Origin of the sequence: Moritella yayanosii (genome assembly GCF_900465055.1) — a bacterium.
Lineage (GTDB): Bacteria > Pseudomonadota > Gammaproteobacteria > Enterobacterales > Moritellaceae > Moritella > Moritella yayanosii.
In genome coordinates this window covers 204,411-224,551 of the sequence record NZ_LS483250.1, presented here as the reverse complement: position 1 = coordinate 224,551, position 20,141 = coordinate 204,411, and the positions used below count along the sequence as shown (strand labels likewise).

The following is a 20,141-nucleotide window of genomic DNA, read 5'->3' as shown; positions in this document are numbered from 1 at the left end:
GTTATTCTCCTTTTAACAAAATAGCGACTTGAACATTAGTGGCCTTTTTCGCAGGAATAATCGCCGCGATCAATGCCGATACCAGTGAGGCCACAACCGTGACCATACAGGCACTAAACCTGAAACTGATACTGGATGAAAACACCGTTTGTCCTAACACCTGCGCTAACACATAACCCAGCACACAACCCAGCACCACCGCAATCGAGGTGATTAACAATGTTTCAATCGTAATTTGCATAATAATTTCTCGGGTGCGGGCGCCGAGGGATTTTTGCAGGGCAAATTCGCGCGAACGCTCCGCGATCATGGCGGTTAGCGTGGTATTCACACATAAGGTGGTCAGCGCAAAGATCATCAGGGCAATAAATGCCATCAAGCCCTTAATTTTGTCCAGCACCTGGCCTTCTGACGCCGATATCTTGCGGATCGCACTGGCACTTAATTGCGGCAGTTCACGATTTATACGCCCGGCAAATGCCTCCACCCGGGTCGATTCATTGACTAAGCTCATTAATATATGCTGGAACTTATCCGGCTTATTCAATAATTTTTGGGCCAGCGATAAATTAACAAATAAATAGTTATCACTGGCATCGCCCGACTCGATAACGCCTTTGATGCGCAGATTAATGTTTTTTTGATCGTGCACAATGGTCACTGTACTGCCAGTAACCACGTCTAATTGTTTAGCCAGGCGGCTACCAATCATGGCATTGCGCTCATCAAAATCTACCGAGACCCATGCCCCCTCGACTTGCCAGTAGGGACTGATCTTTGGTAATACGCTGAAATGCGTTCCCACCAACACTACTTCTCGCAGTGAGGTTCTTACCCGACCAAATAAATAGGGACTGGCCCCAACGATCAAATCATCATCGGCCAGTGCCAGCACCCGATCAAACAATGCAATATCTAACCCGTCATGCTGATTTATGGCGGCACTTCTGACAAAGAAGTTCGCACCATAGGTTCTTAACTCATGACTCATTTTGGCGTTAATATCAAAATACATGGAGGTCAGCGCAAACACCGTGGCCGCGCCCACGATAAGCGCGCCAATCACCACCAGCACACGTTGCTTACGTTGCCATAAGGCCTTAAAAATAAGCGTCCACAAAAATGCGTTTTTGCTATTTCTTGCCAACGCAGTGGTCATATTACTGCCCATGCAACACCTCCACCGGGTATAATTTTGTGATGGCTTTTGCCGGGAAATAACTGCCACCCAGCGCAATCAGTACCGACACCACAATCACAACTGGCACCACTATCCAACTAAATTCCAGCGGGCTGCCAAACAGCGACCAGCCAATGATCCGCGCCAGAATAGCCCCCGCCATACAGCCAAATACAGCGCCGATAACACTGCTGATCATGGCCTCACAATAAAACAGACTATGGATCTCATAATTGCTCGCCCCCAGGGATTTCATTAAGCCAATTTCCGCTGAGCGTTCCAGAATAGTGGTGGTCATCAATGACGCAATCCCCAGACCTGCCGCGACAAATGCCGCGATGGTCACTACCAGTAACAACAACTGCAATTTTTCAATCACCACCCCTTCCGACGCAGCTACCTGCCAGATAGGCTGCACGGATGCACCGGGAATGGCCTCTTCCAGTTGATGGGCGATAGAAGAAACATAAGCCGTGCAATACCATTTATCAAAATCTTCTGCGCTGAGCGCGGCCAGATCTTTCCGGGCGGCTTTCGATAACGCATTTTCCGGTACCGTTAATGCGCTTACTTGCGCCTGTTGTATTTTCCCCGGTAAATTTAGCAATTGTTGCGCTAAGGCCAACGGCACAATAACCGATTGATTTTCCTCACCGCCGGTGGTTAAAATCCCGGTAACCTGCACACGATATTGTCGATCATGATAGGATAGCGTGAGCGGAGTGTTAATGCTCACCCCATATTTAACTGCGATATCTTTTCCTATCAGGACCTGGGTGATGCTCTCATCATTCGGCCAGCTTCCTTCAACCTGCCAATACGGCGCAATAATTTTCATCCCGGTGTGATAATCGGCTTCATCCTCAACCGCTAGCGCCTTATCGAAATAAGTCCCCATCATGGGCATCTGCGACAAGGTTTTATCTGTCAGGATAATATCCACTCTGGCAGTTAATTTTGGCGCAAACCCCATGATATTATTACGCCAGAAAATACCTTTAATATCGCGAAGTGCTGATTCATTCAGAAATGACTGGCCGGACAATGGATTGTAGTTAACCCCGTCAATATTCATGGCAAGGGTTTCACTGGCGCTCTGAATTAAAATATTGGCACCGTAGGCCTTCATCTCGCGGGCCATTTTATCGCCGATATTAATCGATACAGCAAATAACGCGCTCAACAATGCTGCCGACAGAAACAGAGTAAAGACCGCCAACATTTTACGCTTGCGGCCTCGTAACATAGATTGTTTTAAACACAGCAAAAACATTATTTATCTCCTGCGTTATTGCTTACATGCTCAATATATGTCGACGGATCCGCCCGGAAGCGCTCATAATTGTCATCATTAGCAAAAAACCAGGTCTTATCTTGATATTTAAATTGACTGCTGGCTTTGGTATTTAATAATGTTACTTTTGAAACCGGATCGATAACTTCGATTTCCATGATCTGAGAAAAATATTGATAGCCCTTCATCAAGCTGGCTCTGCTGATCCTGACTTCCGTTGCATCCTGACTAAAGGTCATTGGAATGGGATTGCAACCGCCGGCTTTACCAATCGATGGTATAAAAATATGTACCCCACAAGCTAAGCAGATAACCTGGTTACCACTTTGTATGTAACCTGCGTCGCCACATAATAAACAGGCATCAAAAACAACGCCTAACTTAACCCGGTCTTTATACCGGTTAATCACAAAGAAGCGGATCACTTTGCCGTCCGACGCGACCCAGGCAAAACGGTATAATTTACCATTCCCTAAGTTAAGATCTTTTATATTCAGATGTATTTCATTGTCACTGCCTAACTCAACAACGGTCGATTCCGATAACGTCGCCGGTTTTGAGGCAACCAGATCCCAGTACAGGAGTGAAACAACAGCAATAATCAGCGTACACAGCGTTAACCGCAGCAGCCGACGCTGTTGATAATATCGGGCCAGAGCCTGGCGATATGCGATCCCCTGCAGGTCTTTCAGCGGTGTCCGTAACGGAGCCACAAATTTAAAGCGATAATAAAGACTGAATAACAGCATAAATGCGATGGGTATATAGCTCAGAAGATCGGTAAAGTTAATCGTTTTGCTGGCATAAGACAGACGCAGCTTGGTCAGGTCCACAACATGAAGCTTCATCATGGCCAGCAGTAACTCACCGCTTGACGCCATGGCGAGTACCAACAGGATCAACAAACCAAATGTAAACGCCAGCGTGCTATGCAATTTGGCCATCCGGTAGCTGCAGAGCTGACATGACACCAGTATGCCGACCCCGAAAATCAGTGCCGCACAATTTAAAATCAACTCGGTATTTAACACCGAAGCGTTGGTTATTAATGATAAATAAGGTTGTGAGAAAAAGGTAAATCCGGCCAGCGCAAGCAGCACGATCTGCCACAGACCGCACAACATACTTAATACTTTGGGCAGTAACAGCGTCAGCACCATAGCCGCCAACACACAGGCTTCAAGGAGAGAGACAGAGACACGGGCCAGCAATGACGTCGGCATATACAAAGACATCAAAAAGCCGATAACGATACCGAGAGCGGATTGAATGACCACGGCTTTGAGCTTCACCGATGAGGCCCGCGCAGACAGTAACCCGAGTAAAAAAACAAAAATTAGAAATTTATGCAATACACTTGCAGCAAAAAAACTCATACCATCAACCTTCCAGAGCGCCCAGAGATCGGCTGGGCACTCTACTTAGCGAAACCGGTTATTTCAACCCTACATATTTGAAATCATATTTCACGTCAAATGCTTTCCACCAACGACCAACCCCAGTTTCTTTATCGGTATGACGATAAAGACCAGCTTTTGATGGTGGATCAATATGATAAACAACCGTATAGTTACCGATTCCCATCATTTTGACGTTGGCACCATAATGCGTACCGTCAGAGGCGATCATCGGCATAAAGGTACCGGTCTGCTTTTTACCGGTATCATTGTTCGTTAGCGTATACTCAATCGTCAAATAAGGGATCCACTGACCAACACCGAAACCATTTTTATTACCTTTAGTGGCGTGAATGTCGGCTTCTAAGTGGATGTCGGCGAGAGATGGTGCTAATCCCATACCACGCGGTTCCATTAAAATCGGCTGTAAATACACCGCAGCAATTTCCATGTTGTTCATATCAACTGGTTCGCCCGCCGGATATTCCTGAAATGCCATGGCTTGACTTGATGCTACGATTAACGCGCCACCGACTATTGTTTTAATTAAATGGGTATTCACCATTTTTATCTCCTATAATAAATAACTAAAAAAATGATTAACTAGTTGTATCCGATTGTTTTATCTTGTTATATTTTAACGACCAGAGCGCAAGTAGCGCAGCCATAACAATAATAACTTGTGGGATCAGGGTTTCTACATAAGGGAATATGCCCAGTACCGTAATTTGTGGGAATTCACTTATTAATATTGGCTGGAATAGCTTGCCTTCAATTAATTCCAGCATGCCTTTGCCGGCGAAGACGAATGCCATTAAATACAGCAACCCGCCAGTGCAAATAAAGAATGGGCGTAGCGGTAATTTCACCACGGTATAGCGAATTAACAGATACGCTATACCCAGGATCACGCAACCGACAGCAAAACCGGCCGCGATCATGAAATACCCAGCGTGCTGTGCATCCGCAATCAAGGCATAATAAAACAGCGCCGTTTCGGCACCTTCACGATACACAGATAAGAAACTGGCAAACCATAAACCTATAATTGACCCGGTTGTTAATGACTTACTTAATTTGCCGTCAATATAGGCTTTCCATCTGGAGGCTTCCGCTTTGGCAATCAGCCAGTAACTCACTGAGAATAAAACAAGAGATGCAATCAGCATGGTGATCCCTTCTAGGATCTCCTGACTGGCGCCGGAATTATCCAGCGCAAACTTAAAGATAACAGCCGTGACGGCACTGGCTAACAGTGCCACAAACACACTATTTTTAACTATGTGCAGCTTATCGTCATGCTTGTTTTTAACCAGGTAGGCAACAATCGCCGTGACCACCAAAATGGCTTCCAAACCTTCCCGAACAATGATCATCACACTATAGAGAAAGAGTGACCAGGGCGTTTGATTCTCCTCGCTTAATAATCTAACCGCTTGCGTTAATCCGATGCTGAGCTTATCCACTTCATCTTCAATCATGGCGCGGGGTTTATGCGCCTTAATTAAACTGACAATCTTGGTAAAATAACTTTCTAATTCAGCTTTAAAATTAACATCACGCGCCCCGATCTTAGCTTCCATATCACTGGCCTCAAAGAGGTCAAAATAAGTATCTTGAGTCGCAAAAATGGCATCTTGATATTGACCCTGTTCATGCAGTGCTAACACGCGGTCAAATGAGCGCAGAATATCGCCTTTAACCTGCTCCCAGTCGGTCGCTTTATCCGTTGTTGTAATTTCTTGCGTTTGCTGGCTTTGCGGCACTTTTAATCCGGGCAGGAGATCGTTTAATTCCAACACCAAATTCGATGTTTGATAACCAAATTCAATCAGTTGATCATCTGTTGTTGACAGATCCATCAGCAGTTTAAAGCGGCGATTAAAAGCGGAAGATTCAGCATTACTCACTTCGATGCCCAGATACGTTTCCAGTTCTGAGTTTTTGTAACCTTCATATTGCGCTTGCTGTACAAAGATGCGCGTTTTATCATACTGTTTGGCTTTATAGGCAACCACCGCCATCCCTAAGCGTTCATCAATTAATTCAATCTGAGCTAACCAATAGGGTGCAATTTGGTCATTTAAATCATATCGACTTTCCGCAATAATTTGATGTCCGCTACTCAGCAGTTCCGGGAGGGATGATAATTCGTGTTTTAAATCTGCAATTTCATTTGCAACTTGAATGAGAGGAGCCTGTTGCGATATTAATTTACGGATGAGACCAAATTTACTCTCTAGCTGATAACTTTTATCCGCGGAATAATTGATCCTGATCGGACCTTCCAAATTCTCAAACACTTCAAAATACGCCATTTGAACTTTGCGTTTAGCGTCCGTGATCTGACCTTGCTGATAAAGCGTCTGAGTTTGTTCCAGACGAGCAGTAATATCATCAACCAATAATTGATAATCCGGCGCAGCCTGCACATTAACAGACATAAAAGCAGCAACAACGACAGTAAGTGCGGCAACCATAACCTGTATTGTTTTCAAAAATATATCCCACACGATGAGCAACAGATGACTAAATTTAAACGCTAGTAATTATCATTACAATAGTTATTTACGCTACACAAAGGTCACTATGAAGGCGTTTCGATATGTCCCAGAGGGTGTGAATGTATAAAATTCAAACTAAAAACGGTTATTTAATCGCTTAAATGACCAGTTAAATAACACCCGGAGCAGCCATAGCTAGAGAATTAAATAAGATTTTTAATCATATATTTCAATGTCTTAATGGATTACATTCCTGACGGAATAAAAACATCCCGGCAGTAATAAAGTTGTCCGACTTACTCTGACGTGCTGAAAAAAAGTATTGAAAAAAGTGCTTTAAAACATTACACACCACCAATTAACTACCCCTAAATAGTTAGTCAATCATTGATCTAGATCAACTACAGCTAACAGCCACCACACGCTGCCCACTCCCGCGAGACAGGTTAAAGAATGACGAACATCACACTGTAACAACATAACCCCAACAATTAAGAATCCCTTGCTAATCTGAACATACCCAGATATCTGCCTAAAAACACACCGTAATCTTGTAAATCCCCACCACAATGAACAGCCTTCGCATTAATCGAAACTATCAGATGACTAATTGTAATTTCAGTGTTATTTTTACTTTCCTAGTCAATTTATTTAACTAACTTTTTACATTTTCACGAGACATAAAATGGCAAATATATCCTCTCAACTCATTTCGTTAACAAACTGTAACGGTGAATATACCCATGTAAACGACGATTTCTGTAACGCGTTGGGCTACTCTCAAGAAGAATTGCAGGGCAAAGACAGTCGGGAACTTGATTCGCAGGTCATGCCGAAATCAGTCCAAGAGGAAATTAAAAAAACCTTAGCACAAGGTTATTCTTGGCAGGGCATCCTCCCCAAAGCCCAAAAAAATGGTCAGACCGTATGGCTCGATAGTTTTATCACCCCGCAATTTGAAAATGGCAAAATAACCGGCCATCAGGCAGTCAGCGCACTGGCAACACCGCAATTAATCAGCCGTGCCAGCAACATCTATAAAAACCTGAACGGCAAACGCTTTTTATTCGAATTTACCCGCGTACAAAAATTCGCATTTTTAACCCTGCTCAGCTTCACCGCCCAAATTTTTATCTTCACCTATTTGGGCCTAACAACCGCTATCATAGCGGCGGTCGCCGCGCTCACACCCATGATAGTATTCTGGCAAGATATTATCCCAATGGCGCAGAAAGCCCAGCAGATGCAATCCACATTTGACAGTGTCAGTCGTCAGGTATACTTCGGTAAAGGCACCGCCAGCGTATTTGATTTCAACATGGGCTTACTTAAAACCAAGATCAAAGCCATTTTAGAACGCACCTTAGATTCAACAAAACCGATCCAAAAGATTATACAAACTGTGTCAGCAGGTACCGAGCAAATCAGAGCAAATCTGGAGACACAACAACAAGAATTAACCGAAGTCAGCACCGCGATGTCGCAAATGCTGGCATCAACAGAACAAATTGTCACAAACAGCGTCGCAACCTCTGAAGAGATCAACGCCACATTTGACTTATGTGAAACTGCACAAACCAGCATTAATACCACCACAGCAGAAATTAAAATACTGGCCGATGATGTAGAGCAAGCCTCCGCCGCCGCCGATAAATTAAATAGGGAAGCGCAGAATGTGGGGCAGTTAATGGCCGACATTCAGTCGATTGCCGATCAAACTAACCTGCTCGCCTTAAACGCCGCCATTGAAGCCGCCAGAGCCGGTGAGCAAGGCCGGGGCTTTGCCGTGGTGGCCGATGAAGTTCGTACCTTATCATCACGCACCCAAGGAACCGCCGTTCATATCCACACCAGTTTATCCGCCATGCTGGAGACTATCAGTGACTGGTTAGTGATGATGAAAAAGAATAAAGACAATGCTGATAACTGTGTGGCTCACGCGGAACAATCCGATCGGGCGATTGCGATCATCCATGAAAAAATGCAGGCTATGGCCGATCTGTCAATGCAAATTGCTACCGCAGCTGAACAGCAAAGTATCGTATCCAATGAAATTAATCATCATGTCATCGAAATTAAACAAGGCGCAGAACGTAACTGGCAGCATACCGAAACCGTCGTTACGCAAATGGATGAACTAAAAATAGATGTGAATAATATCAGTAACTTGGCGAAAACATTTATGCCAGAAGGTTAAAATAAGTTAGCCGTATTAACCTGATATTCGGTTTGAACAGGGCGAATACGATGCAAAAGTTAACTCAAGCGATAAATAAAAATAACATACTGTATAGATCGATTCAATAACCTATCGATGGTTGCATCGATTTCCGTGAGCTCACGACAACGCTATTTAAGTGTAATTAATCAGACCTAGGTAACAACAAATGTTGTTAATTTAAATTAAACTTTAGGTATCTATGATCCTACCATTTAAGTTGTCAACCTTTATGTATTACGATAAATTCATCGTCTCCTACACCTCTGCCACTGGTGAACAAGAGTCTCATCTTATTTTGGTCGGTAATGAAGAAGGTATCACCCAACTAATGATTGATAACGGCAGCAAAGAGATCAATATTATTGCCGAATGGATGCATTCCAGTACATTTTTCAATGATGCCAAGCAGCAATTACGTGAATACTTTAATAATAAGCGACAAAAATTTGATCTGAAATTGAACCCTGCAGGCACAGTATTTCAGCGCCATGCTTGGCAACAATTAATCAAAATACCGTATGGGGAAACGCGTCGTTATAAAGACATTGCGGCAGGTCTGGGCAATCCCAACGCGTCAAGGGCTGTTGGCATGGCCAATAACAGAAATCCAATCCCGATTATAATTCCTTGCCATCGGGTGATTGGTGCCAATAACAAGCTAGTTGGTTATGCTTACGGATTAGAGTTGAAGCAACAATTGTTGTCGCTTGAACAACGCAATTAGTATATTTATCCTAGGTGCAGTCGCGCTTGCGAATTGGTATATCGCTTACTATGACTTTCCAATCGAAAGTAGTTTGAAGGTGCTGTTGGGTATTGGTTGTTTAGGGACGCTCGTCCGTATCATCAAAGCATTTGTGTTTGTTGCTGTGGTACTCATTATTTATACCTGCACTATCATGTATCACTGGTTGCTGCTATTCCGGCTATTATTAGATAATCAGCAACGGGTATTGATTGCGGCGGCAAATGGCGACCTGACTGCCCGAGTACCGGTTTCACACCAAGGTGAGCTGAGCATTATTGCATATTACACCAATGAGATGCTCAATAGCTGGCTGAAAGTAAAGACGATGTCATACAAACCCGTGATGTCGCTATCGTTGGACTATCGGCATTAGCAGAAGCCCGTGACAATGAAACCGGCGGCCATATTTTACGTACCCAAGAATATGTGCGCGCTTTGGCCATTCAATTGCAGGACCACGTTAAATACCGCGATTATCTGACCAATGATAGTGTTGAATTATTCTATAAATCAGCGCCACTACATGACATAGGTAAAGTCGGGATGGCAGTCATTTCGACCCAGCCGTGGTAGAAGCATTGATTAATTGTGAACAAATGTTTGTTAGTATTGCCTTAACATATAATGATGAAAAAGAACAAGTAGCATAAGGATGACAATGCAATTTTCAATACTCGGTAGTAGCGGTTTGTCTGTATCACGAGTCTGCCTAGGCAGCATGACGTGGGGATTTCAGAACAACCAGCAAGACGCCAACCAACAAATTGACTACGCACTGTCACAGGGCGTGAACTTTATCGATACCGCAGAGATGTATGCAGTGCCGCCATCCGCTGATACCTACGGTAAAACAGAAACCATTATCGGCAATTGGCTAGCGGCAAACCCGCAGCGCCGTAAAGACATCGTCTTAGCGACTAAAATTGCAGGTCCGGGGCTATCTTGGGTACGCAATGGCGATCCCATTACTGGAGATGCTATCGTACAAGCTGTCGATGCCTCATTAAAGCGTTTGCAGACCAGTTATATCGACTTGTTTCAGTTGCACTGGCCAAACCGCCCTAACCCGCATTTTAATCAGCATAACCCTAACAAGATCCGTTTTAGTGACATCAATACGGCCGATCATACCGCGCAAATGCTCGATATCTTACAAGGGTTAAAACGTTGTGTAGTCGCCGGCAAGATCCGCTTTTGTGGTCTGTCTGATGATACGACGTGGGGAATTAATACCTACCTTAAACTCAGTGAGCAATATGACCTGCCACGCATGGTATCGATTCAAAATGAATTCAGTTTGTTGCACGCTAAAGACTGGCCGTATTTAATCGAAAATTGTGTGCATGAAGATATCGCCTATTTACCTTGGTCGCCATTGGCAACGGGATTATTAACGGGAAAATACTTGAACGAGGCGCGACCGGAAGGCAGCCGCTGGACTTTCTCGCAACCCAATAAATTATACAGAAACACTGACAACGTGCACTTAGCGACAGCTGACTATGTTGACATCGCCCACCAACATGGCATCACACCTGCGCAATTAGCCCTAGCCTGGTGCGATCAAGTTGATGGTGTCACGTCGACGATTATTGGCGCGACAACACTGCCGCAACTAACAGAAAACATCAGCGCCTTTGCAACGCCGTTAACACCACAAGCATTAGCGGATATAGCATCGGTGTTTAAACGCTTTCCTGCACCGTTTTAGTCTCATTCAGGGGTATAAAGTCCACAGTCACTTTATGCCCAACTTGTTCATTACCGCAAAATACTGGCTGCGGCCACTTGTGGTCACACCACGTTGTGCATAAGCAATTTGCAGCGCAATCGCGGTTTGTTGCAAACTTGGGTTTTTCAATATGGCTTGTTCGACTAAACTAGTTAGTTCATGCATCGCAATCAATGCTGTTCATTACGTAACGTCAACCGCAGTATTGCTACAACCAACAACTGCTGCTAATGTAAGGTTAACACTGAATATCTTAATGGACTTGAAGTAGACATTTATTTACTGTCTCGTTTGTAAAAGTGAGACCTAGTCTACTAAAATATCACCCTTAAAACGTATAATTAGCGATAACTCCAAATAAGGATATAAGGAATTAAATATGCCATTTGTTAACATCAAACAGTCATTTTCTGAGTGGCAAGCGCGCCTTAATACGCTCGCGGAGCATTCAGGCTTACACTCCATCCTGATTATGGAGTCAAAACCCGATACCATGGAAGTTGTCGTGGCGAATGAACAGCCTATTTACCATGTCGGTGATTGTGGCCCCAAAAGTAGACAATCAGGTTGTCACGAACTGTATTGCGAACGTGTGGTTGATACGGCGCAGCCAGTGTTTATTCCAGATGCCAGTATTGATGATGAATGGAAAGGTAACGAAGATTATGTAAAGTTTAACTTAGGTGTTTACCTGGGTTTTCCGTTAGTCAGTCAAGGCGTAGTTGTCGGTACGATCTGCGCGTTAAACGATAAGACCTTTGATTTTAATGAAGGCTCACCATCGGTATGCAGTGAGTTAGTACAATTAAAGACAGATATCGAATTAGCATTCTAATAATATAAATGAGCAGCATATTAATGTGCGGCTCACCATTCCCACCAGACTTCGTTCCCGAATAAAGTTGATCAATCTATGCTAACCAGCAGAACACATTAAATAACTCATTATCCCCCCCCTTCCAGATATATTATTGAAAATACTCACATTACTCATTTTAGGCGATACAAAACTGTTCCTGATTTAAGCGAACAGTTATTTTTCACTCGAATACGCACTGAAAACAACCTAAACGCTTATATTTAATAGGTTTTTTTGGTTAGTGTGTGTATGCTGATTAATTCATAAATAAACAGCGCATTTAGCCCATTAATGTTAAACAGATAACTTTACAAAAATGGCGTTACTGTTTGTTATACATAAATAAATTTGAGATGTCATGATGGATTTGATCCCCTCTCTATTACAACAAATGTGTGTCTACCTTGTGTTGGCTTATCTGCTCAGCAAAACCCCCCTTTTCATACCATTATTGAATATCTCCTCACGTTGGGAGCATAAGCTTAGCTGTTATTTAATATTCTCAATGTTTTGTATTATGGGCAGTTATTTTGGTCTGCAATATGGCGATGCGATAGTTAATACGCGCGCAATCGGTGCTGTAATGGGCGGTCTATTTGGTGGTCCGGTTGTCGGGTTAGCAGTCGGTATGACTGGTGGAATACATCGCTACTTTATGGGTGGTTTTACCGACCTTGCCTGTGCCATTTCGACATCAGTTGAAGGCTTAATTGGTGGTTTGTTACATGTCTATTTATTACGCAAGAATACGATCCACTACATATTTAAACCACACGTTATTTTTCTGGTGACGTTATTTTCCGAACTGACACAAATGGCGATACTGTTGGTTGTTGCAAAACCCTATGAGCAAGCCTATGCACTGGTGAGTGTGGCCGCACTACCAATGATCACGGCAAATACCATAGGCGCAGTATTATTCATGAGTATCATTGAAGATAGAAAATCTATTTTTGAAAAATACTCAACCGCCTTTTCACAACGCGCACTTAGAATTGCTAATCGTAGTGTCGGTATTCTCAGTCAAGGACTAAATACTGAAAGTGCCCAGACCATTGCGCGCATTATTTATGAAGAAACCAATGTCGGCGCCATCGCGATCACGGATACCAACAATATTTTGGCCTTTATTGGCATCGGCGAACAACATCATCATGTCAATGTCCCTATTTCTAGCTATATTCAGCAAGCTATCGATGAGAATCGCATCATAGATTTGAACAGTAAAACCAATACTTATCAATGCCCAATTGATGACAAATGTCGACTCGGTTCAGCATTTATCTTACCGTTACGTAATGGTGATAATAAAGTTGTAGGCACAATTAAGTTATACGAACCACGCCGGAAACTCCTGTCTAACATCAATATATCAATGGCAGAAGGTATCGCCCAACTCCTGTCTAGTCAGATATTACTGGGCCATTACCAACAGCAGCAAACCCTGTTAACACAAGCTGAACTGAAATTATTACACGCGCAAGTTAACCCGCATTTTCTGTTTAATGCATTAACCACTATCAGTGCCGTTACGCGCCGCGAGCCCGATAAAGCGCGGATGTTGATCCAACATCTTGCCCAGTTTTTCCGCAAAAATCTAAAGCAGAACATTGAATCGGTTAGCTTGCGCGAAGAGTTATCTCATGTGAATGCTTATCTGACCATAGAACAAGCACGACTCACTAATCGTCTTAGCGTTAGCATTGATATTGCCCCTGAATTGATGGATATCAAACTGCCTAGCTTTACCCTGCAACCCCTCATTGAAAATGCGATTAAGCACGGTATTTCAACCATGCTGAGTGCGGGTAAAGTAGAGATATACAGTCAAAACACACCTGAGGGTCCACGTATTTTTGTCACCGATAATGCCGGTACATTTGTCACCAGCAAAAAAGAAAACACGGGTTTAGGACTTAAAATAGTAGATAAGAGACTGATTAATCACTTTAATAAGCACTCCAGTTTACAGATTTCAACGACCAAAAATAAGCTGACCCAAGTATCCTTTTTGCTACCAACCAGCGCGATAACAACGGATAAGGAACACTAACTCATGCTTAATGCCATCGTCATTGACGACGAACAATATGCGCGTGAAGAGTTAATCGAATTATTACATGAAACCAAACTAGTTCAGGTAATTCAACAAGCAGAAAATGCAATCGAAGGCTTACAATTAATTAATAAATTTAAACCTGACATTATATTTTTAGATATTCAGATGCCACAAATAACCGGCATCGAAATGCTGTCGATGTTGAATACAGATACCATGCCTAAAGTGGTATTTTCAACGGCTTATGATCAATATGCCGTACAGGCGTTCGAAGAAAATGCGTTTGACTATCTGCTTAAACCGATTGATCCAGCCCGCTTACAAAAAACCGTTGAGCGTTTGGTCAAATCAACACAACAGCCAAATTATAACGCCATAACACTCGAATATTTAGAGCGTGTGCCTTGTATTGGTCACAATCGTATTTTGATTATCGCCACCCAAGATATTGAGTTTGCACACAGCGGATTGACCGGTGTATACATAAATACCGGCCAGCAAGAAGCGACTAGTCAGTTAACATTGAAAGTGTTAGAAGAAAAAACGCCGCTGATCCGCTGTCATCGTCAATATCTGGTTAATCTAAAAGCCATTAAAGAGATCCAATTATTGGATAATGGTTTAGCCGAGATCATAACTAACAGTGGTCAAACCCTACCCGTTAGCCGCCGTTATTTAAAACTGTTAAAACAAAGCTTAGGCATTATCTAAACTGACACAAAAAAATAGCCTTACCACTAGAGTGAGTAAGGCTATTTTTATGCTAAAGACTGAATATAAAGAAACATTACTTAAGTGTAGAAGTACTTATTTTCATCCCTGCCAGGCTGATTTATATCCAATCTTCTTTGCATCCTTGTCAGCAACAGTGCTGTACGAATTTAGTTGATAGCGGTAAGCCACCAAAAAAAATACAACAAACTCATATAGATCTCCTTATTTATATGCACGTGATTTTAGTAACATAAAACCATATTAATAGTATTGATTAAGTCAGCGGCGATATGGCAAGTTAAGTGGCTAACGTTACCGGTAACATCAGCCAGCAATGAATACCAGCGGTCATTACGCAGATTAAGTAATATAGATAAAAAAAGCCCTTAATCAAATAATTAAGGGCTTAATAATAAATAGTTTAAATATTAAATTTTTTATGGTTAAAATAAATTAAGCACAACATTTTTTGTATTTTTTACCACTACCACATGAGCAAGGATCATTACGTTTCGGTGTTTTTTCGACTACCGTTGTTTTTGGCTTATTTAATATACCGTCTAAATCACGGATATTTTCTTCTGTGTCTGCATTTACTTCAATGTTCACAACCAATTTTGTATCCGCTAAAATCGCTTCAATTTCAGTTTGACGTTCTACCGTTTGCACTATTAAGTTTAAAGGTAACTCTTCAGTTCCAAGTTTGACATCACGCTTAGTGCTATAGCCAACTTTAACGTGATTTAGTCTCGCGTCGATACGACCTTTGAAAAACATTTTAGACATCTGTAGTTCCTAGTTTTGGGATATTCTTAATTCAACCCGCTCTTATACTATAAAAATGCCATTGTTTAAATACCCAGTGGCTTAATTAATGAAAAAGACTTACAAAAATAACTTATTCCCAAGTTATTTCAAGATGCTGATTGTGCATTTTAAAGTGATTTTAGTCTATATAACCGACATTCCGCACGTGGTTTTGGCAATTCTTTCGAAGGAGTTAGCTACACGTTCGTGAAAGATACGTTTTTTGACCATGATAGATTTTTAAGTGTGAATAAGAATGTAATATGAAATTTAAACAACGCACCACCCAATCAATAGCTTAGAAGAAAGACAACATATCAATATGGCATGGAAACTTGCTGATATTCAATACATAATAACCTCAACCTTACTGATTGTGACCTATATCACTAGTAATAATATCTATTTAGGGGTGCGGAATGTCGGATATAACTAAAGGTTTCTCAATTTCAGCCGCTAATTTGTTAAATAAACTGACAACGTAAAAAATAATAACCATTTATTTAATTAATAGGTTAATTATTAGACCTTTTTACACTTGTATTGCCTTATCGATAGGCGAGGACAACACCCGAATGAATTTCAGTCAATTTAGTATTAAACAAAAACTGATCGTCACGATGATTAGTGCCGTCATTACCGCCACCCTACTCGTTGGGTTCGTTAGCCAAAATTTAGCCAGGGAAGTTATCGAAACTCGCTTAACCACATCTGAACTGCCGGCAAAGTTAATGCAGATCCGCAATCAAATTGATAAAGAGATATCAACCTTGCAGCAGGCTGCCCAGCAACTGGCGAGCAACCGGTTTATGCTTGAATTATTGCAAACTGAACGTACCACTGCGCAAGAAGCTCAGCTCGTGCAAGTGCTTAACGATGTAAAAAACCAATATCAGCTTATTGATGCTTCCTTTGCTAACCGTATAACCGGTGACTACTGGAATCAAAACGGTTTTTTACGTCAGCTCAATCGTCAACAAGATGGCTGGTTTTTCGACTTTACCAACAGTAATAAACAGCAGTCTGTGAGTGTATTTAGGGAAAGTAACGGTGAAATGAAACTCTTTATTAACTACCAGCAACGTAATGGGCAAGGCATGTCTGGCCTGTCCAAATCCCTCGATGAAATGGTCGACTTTATCAATCAATTTAAGCTAGAGCAGAGCGGTTTTGTTTATCTGGTGGACGCGGCAGGCATGATCCGTCTACATAATAACAATGCGCTTATGGGAAATACCAGCTTAAGCCAGCTATATAATAATCAACTGGCCACGACCCTACTAAAAAAAACGGCGTTCAATCTGACGGAAACGACCGTTTCGGATCATGCCACATTAATTGCCAGTAGTTATATTCCATCAATGGATTGGTATGTGGTTGCTGAATTACCAACCGAGGAAGCATTCGCCAGCTTATCGCAAGCCAATAACAAGATCATGCTATGGACATTGGCTATTGCCCTGATCTTTACGTTTATCGCAATTTGGTTAGGTAACAATATTACTCGCCCAATTGAACGTATCGCGACCGTGTTTTCGGAACTTGGTAATGGTGACGGCGACCTACGCCAGCGTATTGAAATACATGGCCAAGATGAGATTGCGCAATTATCATTAGGTTTTAACAGTTTTATTACTAAGATCCACAATGCCATGCAAGAAGTATCACGCACTGGTGAAGCACTCCAACAGGCCGCTGCAGAGGTTGCTAGCCAAGCACAGATAACCTTAGATAATAGCCATGAACAACGCGACCGCACCTTCCTGGTGGTCACTGCGATCAATGAAATGGGCGCCACGGTGAATGAGATCGCCAATAATGCATCAGCCGCCGCCATTGAAGCCCAGAATGCAGAAACAGAAACCAAAGACGGTCAGCAGGTTGTAACAAAAGCCAGTGATGTTATTAATCAACTTGCTGGTGATGTCGGAGAGGTGAGCCAGGTCATCGATTCATTGGCCAAGAATACGCAAGCGATTGGCAGTATTTTAGAAGAGATCAGCAGTATTTCGGCGCAAACCAACCTGCTTGCTTTAAACGCAGCAATTGAAGCCGCGCGTGCGGGTGAACAAGGGCGTGGTTTCGCAGTGGTGGCCGATGAGGTACGTAATTTGGCCAGTCGTACTGCGCAATCGACCAACGAAATTCAAACCATGATTGATAACTTACAAAATGAAGCGAGCAGTGCCGTCGTGGCGATGCAGAGAAGCAGTGAGTTAACCACACAGGGGACTATTGCGACAACAGAGACCTCGGCAGCCTTGGTCTCTATTAGCGAGCGTATTGGCCTGATCTCAGACATGAACACCCAAGTTGCAACGGCAACGGAAGAACAATCTACGGTGGTGAATGAAATAAACCAAAATATTGTCGAGATTAATGAGATAACGCAGTGTACTGCGGATACTGCTGAAGGGTTAGCTAAATCAAGTCACGAGCTGCGTGATTTGTCAGTCCGTCTTGGCGACATGGTTGGGGTGTTTAAATTATAACAACGACCAGGTTGTCTGAACTCAATAAGCCCGGTAATACGGGCTTATTATTCAGATAACAAACGGCAACGATGGCATCATTCTAGTGTAAGGTCATCGCCACCACCAATACACTGGCGAAAAAACGACTTAAAATAAGTTTACTCTCGACTTTTCGTTTGATGTCGCAAGGCCATTTAGTCTGGAACAAGTTCGGCTCAGGATATTGATGTACAGTTAACAGGTGTTCGTTCAGGGTATTATCATTTAACTGCTTAACGCTAAGCAGTTTGTCTGACTGACTTTGTTTTTCTAAACAAGCGTGACGGATTTTAACATCACAATCGTCACACTTGTTCTTTATATTATCCATGCCTAAATGCATTAACAGTTGACCAATATTTTCTATCTTGTCACCCTTACAGTTAACCTGTTGAATATTGCCATCGTTCAGTTCAGAACGATGGCGATTACGATCCTGTGTGGACTGTTGAATTGTCAATATAAAATATCCTTACTTTAGAAATCAGATTCTCGATAACAGCTGGTACTTTGCTCATCAGCAAACCTCAAATACCTCGATAGGGATAATACTTAAATGTGACCTAGATCTCAATCTTATTATGTAATTATACTAAATAAATATTAAATTATTTTTAGGGTCGCGAACAAGGTTTTGTTACGCACCTCAATGGTCTCTAATACGGCTTTAACCATAGTTTGGGTTAAGTCATCTTTAAGCTTGTAGATTGGCATTTGATCTAGGACAGAATTAACAACTTGTTCTGCTATTTTAATCACTTGCGGGGTAAAAAAATCAGGTATACCGTCAATCTTAACCTCATGCACTTGCATATTGGTGACATAGAATGCAGCATCTTCAGCTTGATAGCTCAGTGACCCCGTCAAACGCGCATAACCACGCTTTTCTAATCCCGCCATTTCTAACTTAACGTTGAGTTGTAATTCAATTTGATTTTTATCTTTTGCTAATTTGACAATCGGATTAGTTAACTCAACCGCCATAAAAGACGTTTTCTTTACTAGCGGCATCACCTTAGCGACTTTTTCTTGCAACTCGGCTTCACTAAATTTAACCGTGAATGCCTGTGCAGGTAATATCGATGCGCAGATTACAAATACCATTAATATTAACTTATTCATCATTTTTACGCTCTGTGTTAGCACTAAATCCAACGCGATTATCACCCACAGAATAAGCGATAATTTGGCTCAATTCTTGTAAACTATAACCTGATTCCTGTTGCCATTGATTAAAGGCATTTTGGATCGTGGTTAAGCTACGTTTGGTCATTAAACCGCCATCGATAAGCTGATGACCACGGAAATAAGCTTCCACATCACTGCTCAAAATAAAGGTATCTTTACCTAACCGGCGTAATGCATACGGACCGGTATTACCACCTAAACGGCTGCCGTGTTTTTTCATGTATTGCCACAAACCCACCACATCATCGGCTGGCCATTGTGCTAACCATTTCGCCACAGATCCATATTCATCACAGATCTCTTTTAACCACAGCGCATTATCACGCACAGTTTTGACCTTGGTATAGTTGCGAATAATTTTAGTATCGGCCGCTTTACGCTCTAGCATATCATCGGGCATTAGAATCAGTTTTTCGATATCAAAACCCCAGAATACCTCTTCAAAGCCAGCCCACTTAATTTCAATAATCCGCCATACAAAGCCTGATTTAAATATGGCCCGGGTAAACTCAGCCAACACATCGCTGTCCTTTACATTAATAAGCTCTGCATTTGTCAGTGGTTGCGATAATAAATACGCTAACGCCAGATCTCCACCCTTTCGTTCCGCAGCTCGGCTGTATATCTTGTCGAATGATTCCATTACTCTTTATCGCCTGTATTGATATATGCCGTTAGTTTATCGCAATTTTAATCCAACTCGCAATGCTGAAAAGAAAGATGCGTTTGCAATACACCCTTACTACCTCTTAATGATTAACTTAACTTGCATAATTTATCACTTTATTGTTCAATACACTTAGTGATAAACGTCGATGATAGAAAATTTTCGGCATATTGATTCTTATAGTTTACCCACTATCACATGACATTTCCAAGTAGCACTTACTTGGAATAACAATTCACTGCCTTTAATTATTATTGG

19 protein-coding genes are annotated in these 20,141 nt (G+C 42.2%); 9 read left to right on the top strand and 10 right to left on the bottom strand.

Going from position 1 to position 20,141, the window contains the following annotated elements:
- Position 1 precedes the first annotated feature (1 nt).
- From MORIYA_RS01020 to MORIYA_RS01000, 5 genes are read right to left on the bottom strand one after another with little or no spacing between them, the layout of a single operon-like run.
- Positions 2–1,171: an ABC transporter permease gene (locus MORIYA_RS01020; RefSeq protein ID WP_112711916.1), complete on the bottom strand. Its 1,170-nt coding sequence runs from the start codon at positions 1,169–1,171 to the stop codon at positions 2–4.
- Positions 1,161–2,453, bottom strand: coding sequence for an ABC transporter permease (locus MORIYA_RS01015; RefSeq protein ID WP_112711914.1), 1,293 nt, complete (start codon positions 2,451–2,453; stop codon positions 1,161–1,163). The genes MORIYA_RS01020 and MORIYA_RS01015 overlap by 11 nt, the downstream gene beginning before the upstream one ends.
- Positions 2,453–3,850, bottom strand: a complete 1,398-nt coding sequence (locus tag MORIYA_RS01010; RefSeq protein ID WP_112711912.1) for a Fe-S-containing protein — start codon at positions 3,848–3,850, stop codon at positions 2,453–2,455. The genes MORIYA_RS01015 and MORIYA_RS01010 overlap by 1 nt, the downstream gene beginning before the upstream one ends.
- A 58-nt stretch (positions 3,851–3,908) precedes the next feature.
- Positions 3,909–4,436 carry an iron transporter gene (locus MORIYA_RS01005; RefSeq protein WP_112711910.1) on the bottom strand — a complete coding sequence of 176 codons (528 nt, stop codon included), beginning with the start codon at positions 4,434–4,436 and terminating at the stop codon, positions 3,909–3,911.
- 34 nt (positions 4,437–4,470) lie between these two features.
- Positions 4,471–6,369, bottom strand: coding sequence for an FTR1 family iron permease (locus MORIYA_RS01000; RefSeq protein WP_232011452.1), 1,899 nt, complete (start codon positions 6,367–6,369; stop codon positions 4,471–4,473).
- Positions 6,370–7,060: 691 nt separating this feature from the next.
- Between MORIYA_RS01000 and MORIYA_RS00995 the strand changes: the two genes are divergently transcribed.
- The 5 genes from MORIYA_RS00995 to MORIYA_RS00980 all read left to right on the top strand — a co-directional run bounded on the left by MORIYA_RS00995 (position 7,061) and on the right by MORIYA_RS00980 (position 11,055).
- Positions 7,061–8,572, top strand: a complete 1,512-nt coding sequence (locus tag MORIYA_RS00995) for a methyl-accepting chemotaxis protein (RefSeq protein ID WP_112711908.1) — start codon at positions 7,061–7,063, stop codon at positions 8,570–8,572.
- A 223-nt stretch (positions 8,573–8,795) separates the two neighbouring features.
- Positions 8,796–9,320 (top strand): methylated-DNA--[protein]-cysteine S-methyltransferase, encoded by a 525-nt coding sequence (locus MORIYA_RS00990; protein ID WP_232011451.1) that lies wholly within the window; start codon positions 8,796–8,798, stop codon positions 9,318–9,320.
- The gene (locus MORIYA_RS21155; protein ID WP_232011450.1) at positions 9,304–9,717 is read left to right on the top strand and encodes a hypothetical protein; all 414 of its coding nucleotides are present in this window, start codon (positions 9,304–9,306) and stop codon (positions 9,715–9,717) included. Before MORIYA_RS00990 ends, MORIYA_RS21155 begins: the two co-directional genes overlap by 17 nt.
- Before the next feature lie 53 nt (positions 9,718–9,770).
- Positions 9,771–9,917: a hypothetical protein gene (locus MORIYA_RS21150; protein ID WP_232011449.1), complete on the top strand. Its 147-nt coding sequence runs from the start codon at positions 9,771–9,773 to the stop codon at positions 9,915–9,917.
- An 85-nt stretch (positions 9,918–10,002) separates the two neighbouring features.
- A complete protein-coding gene (locus MORIYA_RS00980; RefSeq protein ID WP_112711906.1) occupies positions 10,003–11,055 on the top strand; it encodes an aldo/keto reductase in 1,053 nt (350 codons plus the stop codon).
- Between the two features lie 27 nt (positions 11,056–11,082).
- Here the strand turns inward: MORIYA_RS00980 and MORIYA_RS21145 are convergent, their stop codons facing one another.
- On the bottom strand, positions 11,083–11,241 hold the full coding sequence (locus tag MORIYA_RS21145) for a hypothetical protein (protein WP_232011448.1): 159 nt from the start codon (positions 11,239–11,241) through the stop codon (positions 11,083–11,085).
- Positions 11,242–11,455: 214 nt separating this feature from the next.
- On the opposite strand from MORIYA_RS21145, the gene MORIYA_RS00970 reads away from it, so the two are divergent.
- From MORIYA_RS00970 to btsR, 3 genes are all read left to right on the top strand, one after another.
- A complete protein-coding gene (locus MORIYA_RS00970) occupies positions 11,456–11,911 on the top strand; it encodes a GAF domain-containing protein (RefSeq protein ID WP_112711904.1) in 456 nt (151 codons plus the stop codon).
- A gap of 385 nt (positions 11,912–12,296) precedes the next feature.
- Positions 12,297–13,988, top strand: a complete 1,692-nt coding sequence (locus MORIYA_RS00965; RefSeq protein ID WP_112711902.1) for a sensor histidine kinase — start codon at positions 12,297–12,299, stop codon at positions 13,986–13,988.
- Positions 13,989–13,991: 3 nt separating this feature from the next.
- Entirely contained in the window at positions 13,992–14,705 is a 714-nt protein-coding gene (btsR, locus tag MORIYA_RS00960) for a two-component system response regulator BtsR (protein WP_112711900.1), read from the top strand.
- A gap of 456 nt (positions 14,706–15,161) precedes the next feature.
- On the opposite strand, the gene MORIYA_RS00955 is transcribed toward btsR, so the two are convergent.
- Positions 15,162–15,494, bottom strand: coding sequence for a PBPRA1643 family SWIM/SEC-C metal-binding motif protein (locus MORIYA_RS00955; protein WP_112711898.1), 333 nt, complete (start codon positions 15,492–15,494; stop codon positions 15,162–15,164).
- A gap of 596 nt (positions 15,495–16,090) precedes the next feature.
- Here MORIYA_RS00955 and MORIYA_RS00950 point away from each other — a divergent pair.
- Entirely contained in the window at positions 16,091–18,007 is a 1,917-nt protein-coding gene (locus tag MORIYA_RS00950) for a methyl-accepting chemotaxis protein (RefSeq protein WP_112711896.1), read from the top strand.
- A gap of 82 nt (positions 18,008–18,089) precedes the next feature.
- Here MORIYA_RS00950 and MORIYA_RS00945 read toward each other — a convergent pair whose 3' ends face one another.
- The 3 genes from MORIYA_RS00945 to MORIYA_RS00935 all read right to left on the bottom strand — a co-directional run bounded on the left by MORIYA_RS00945 (position 18,090) and on the right by MORIYA_RS00935 (position 19,859).
- On the bottom strand, positions 18,090–18,488 hold the full coding sequence (locus tag MORIYA_RS00945) for a hypothetical protein (protein WP_112711894.1): 399 nt from the start codon (positions 18,486–18,488) through the stop codon (positions 18,090–18,092).
- Positions 18,489–18,631: 143 nt separating this feature from the next.
- The gene (locus MORIYA_RS00940; protein ID WP_112711892.1) at positions 18,632–19,153 is read right to left on the bottom strand and encodes a DUF1439 domain-containing protein; all 522 of its coding nucleotides are present in this window, start codon (positions 19,151–19,153) and stop codon (positions 18,632–18,634) included.
- Complete coding sequence (locus tag MORIYA_RS00935) at positions 19,143–19,859, bottom strand: DNA-3-methyladenine glycosylase I (RefSeq protein WP_174216885.1); 717 nt, start codon at positions 19,857–19,859, stop codon at positions 19,143–19,145. Before MORIYA_RS00935 ends, MORIYA_RS00940 begins: the two co-directional genes overlap by 11 nt.
- Positions 19,860–20,141 lie beyond the last annotated feature (282 nt).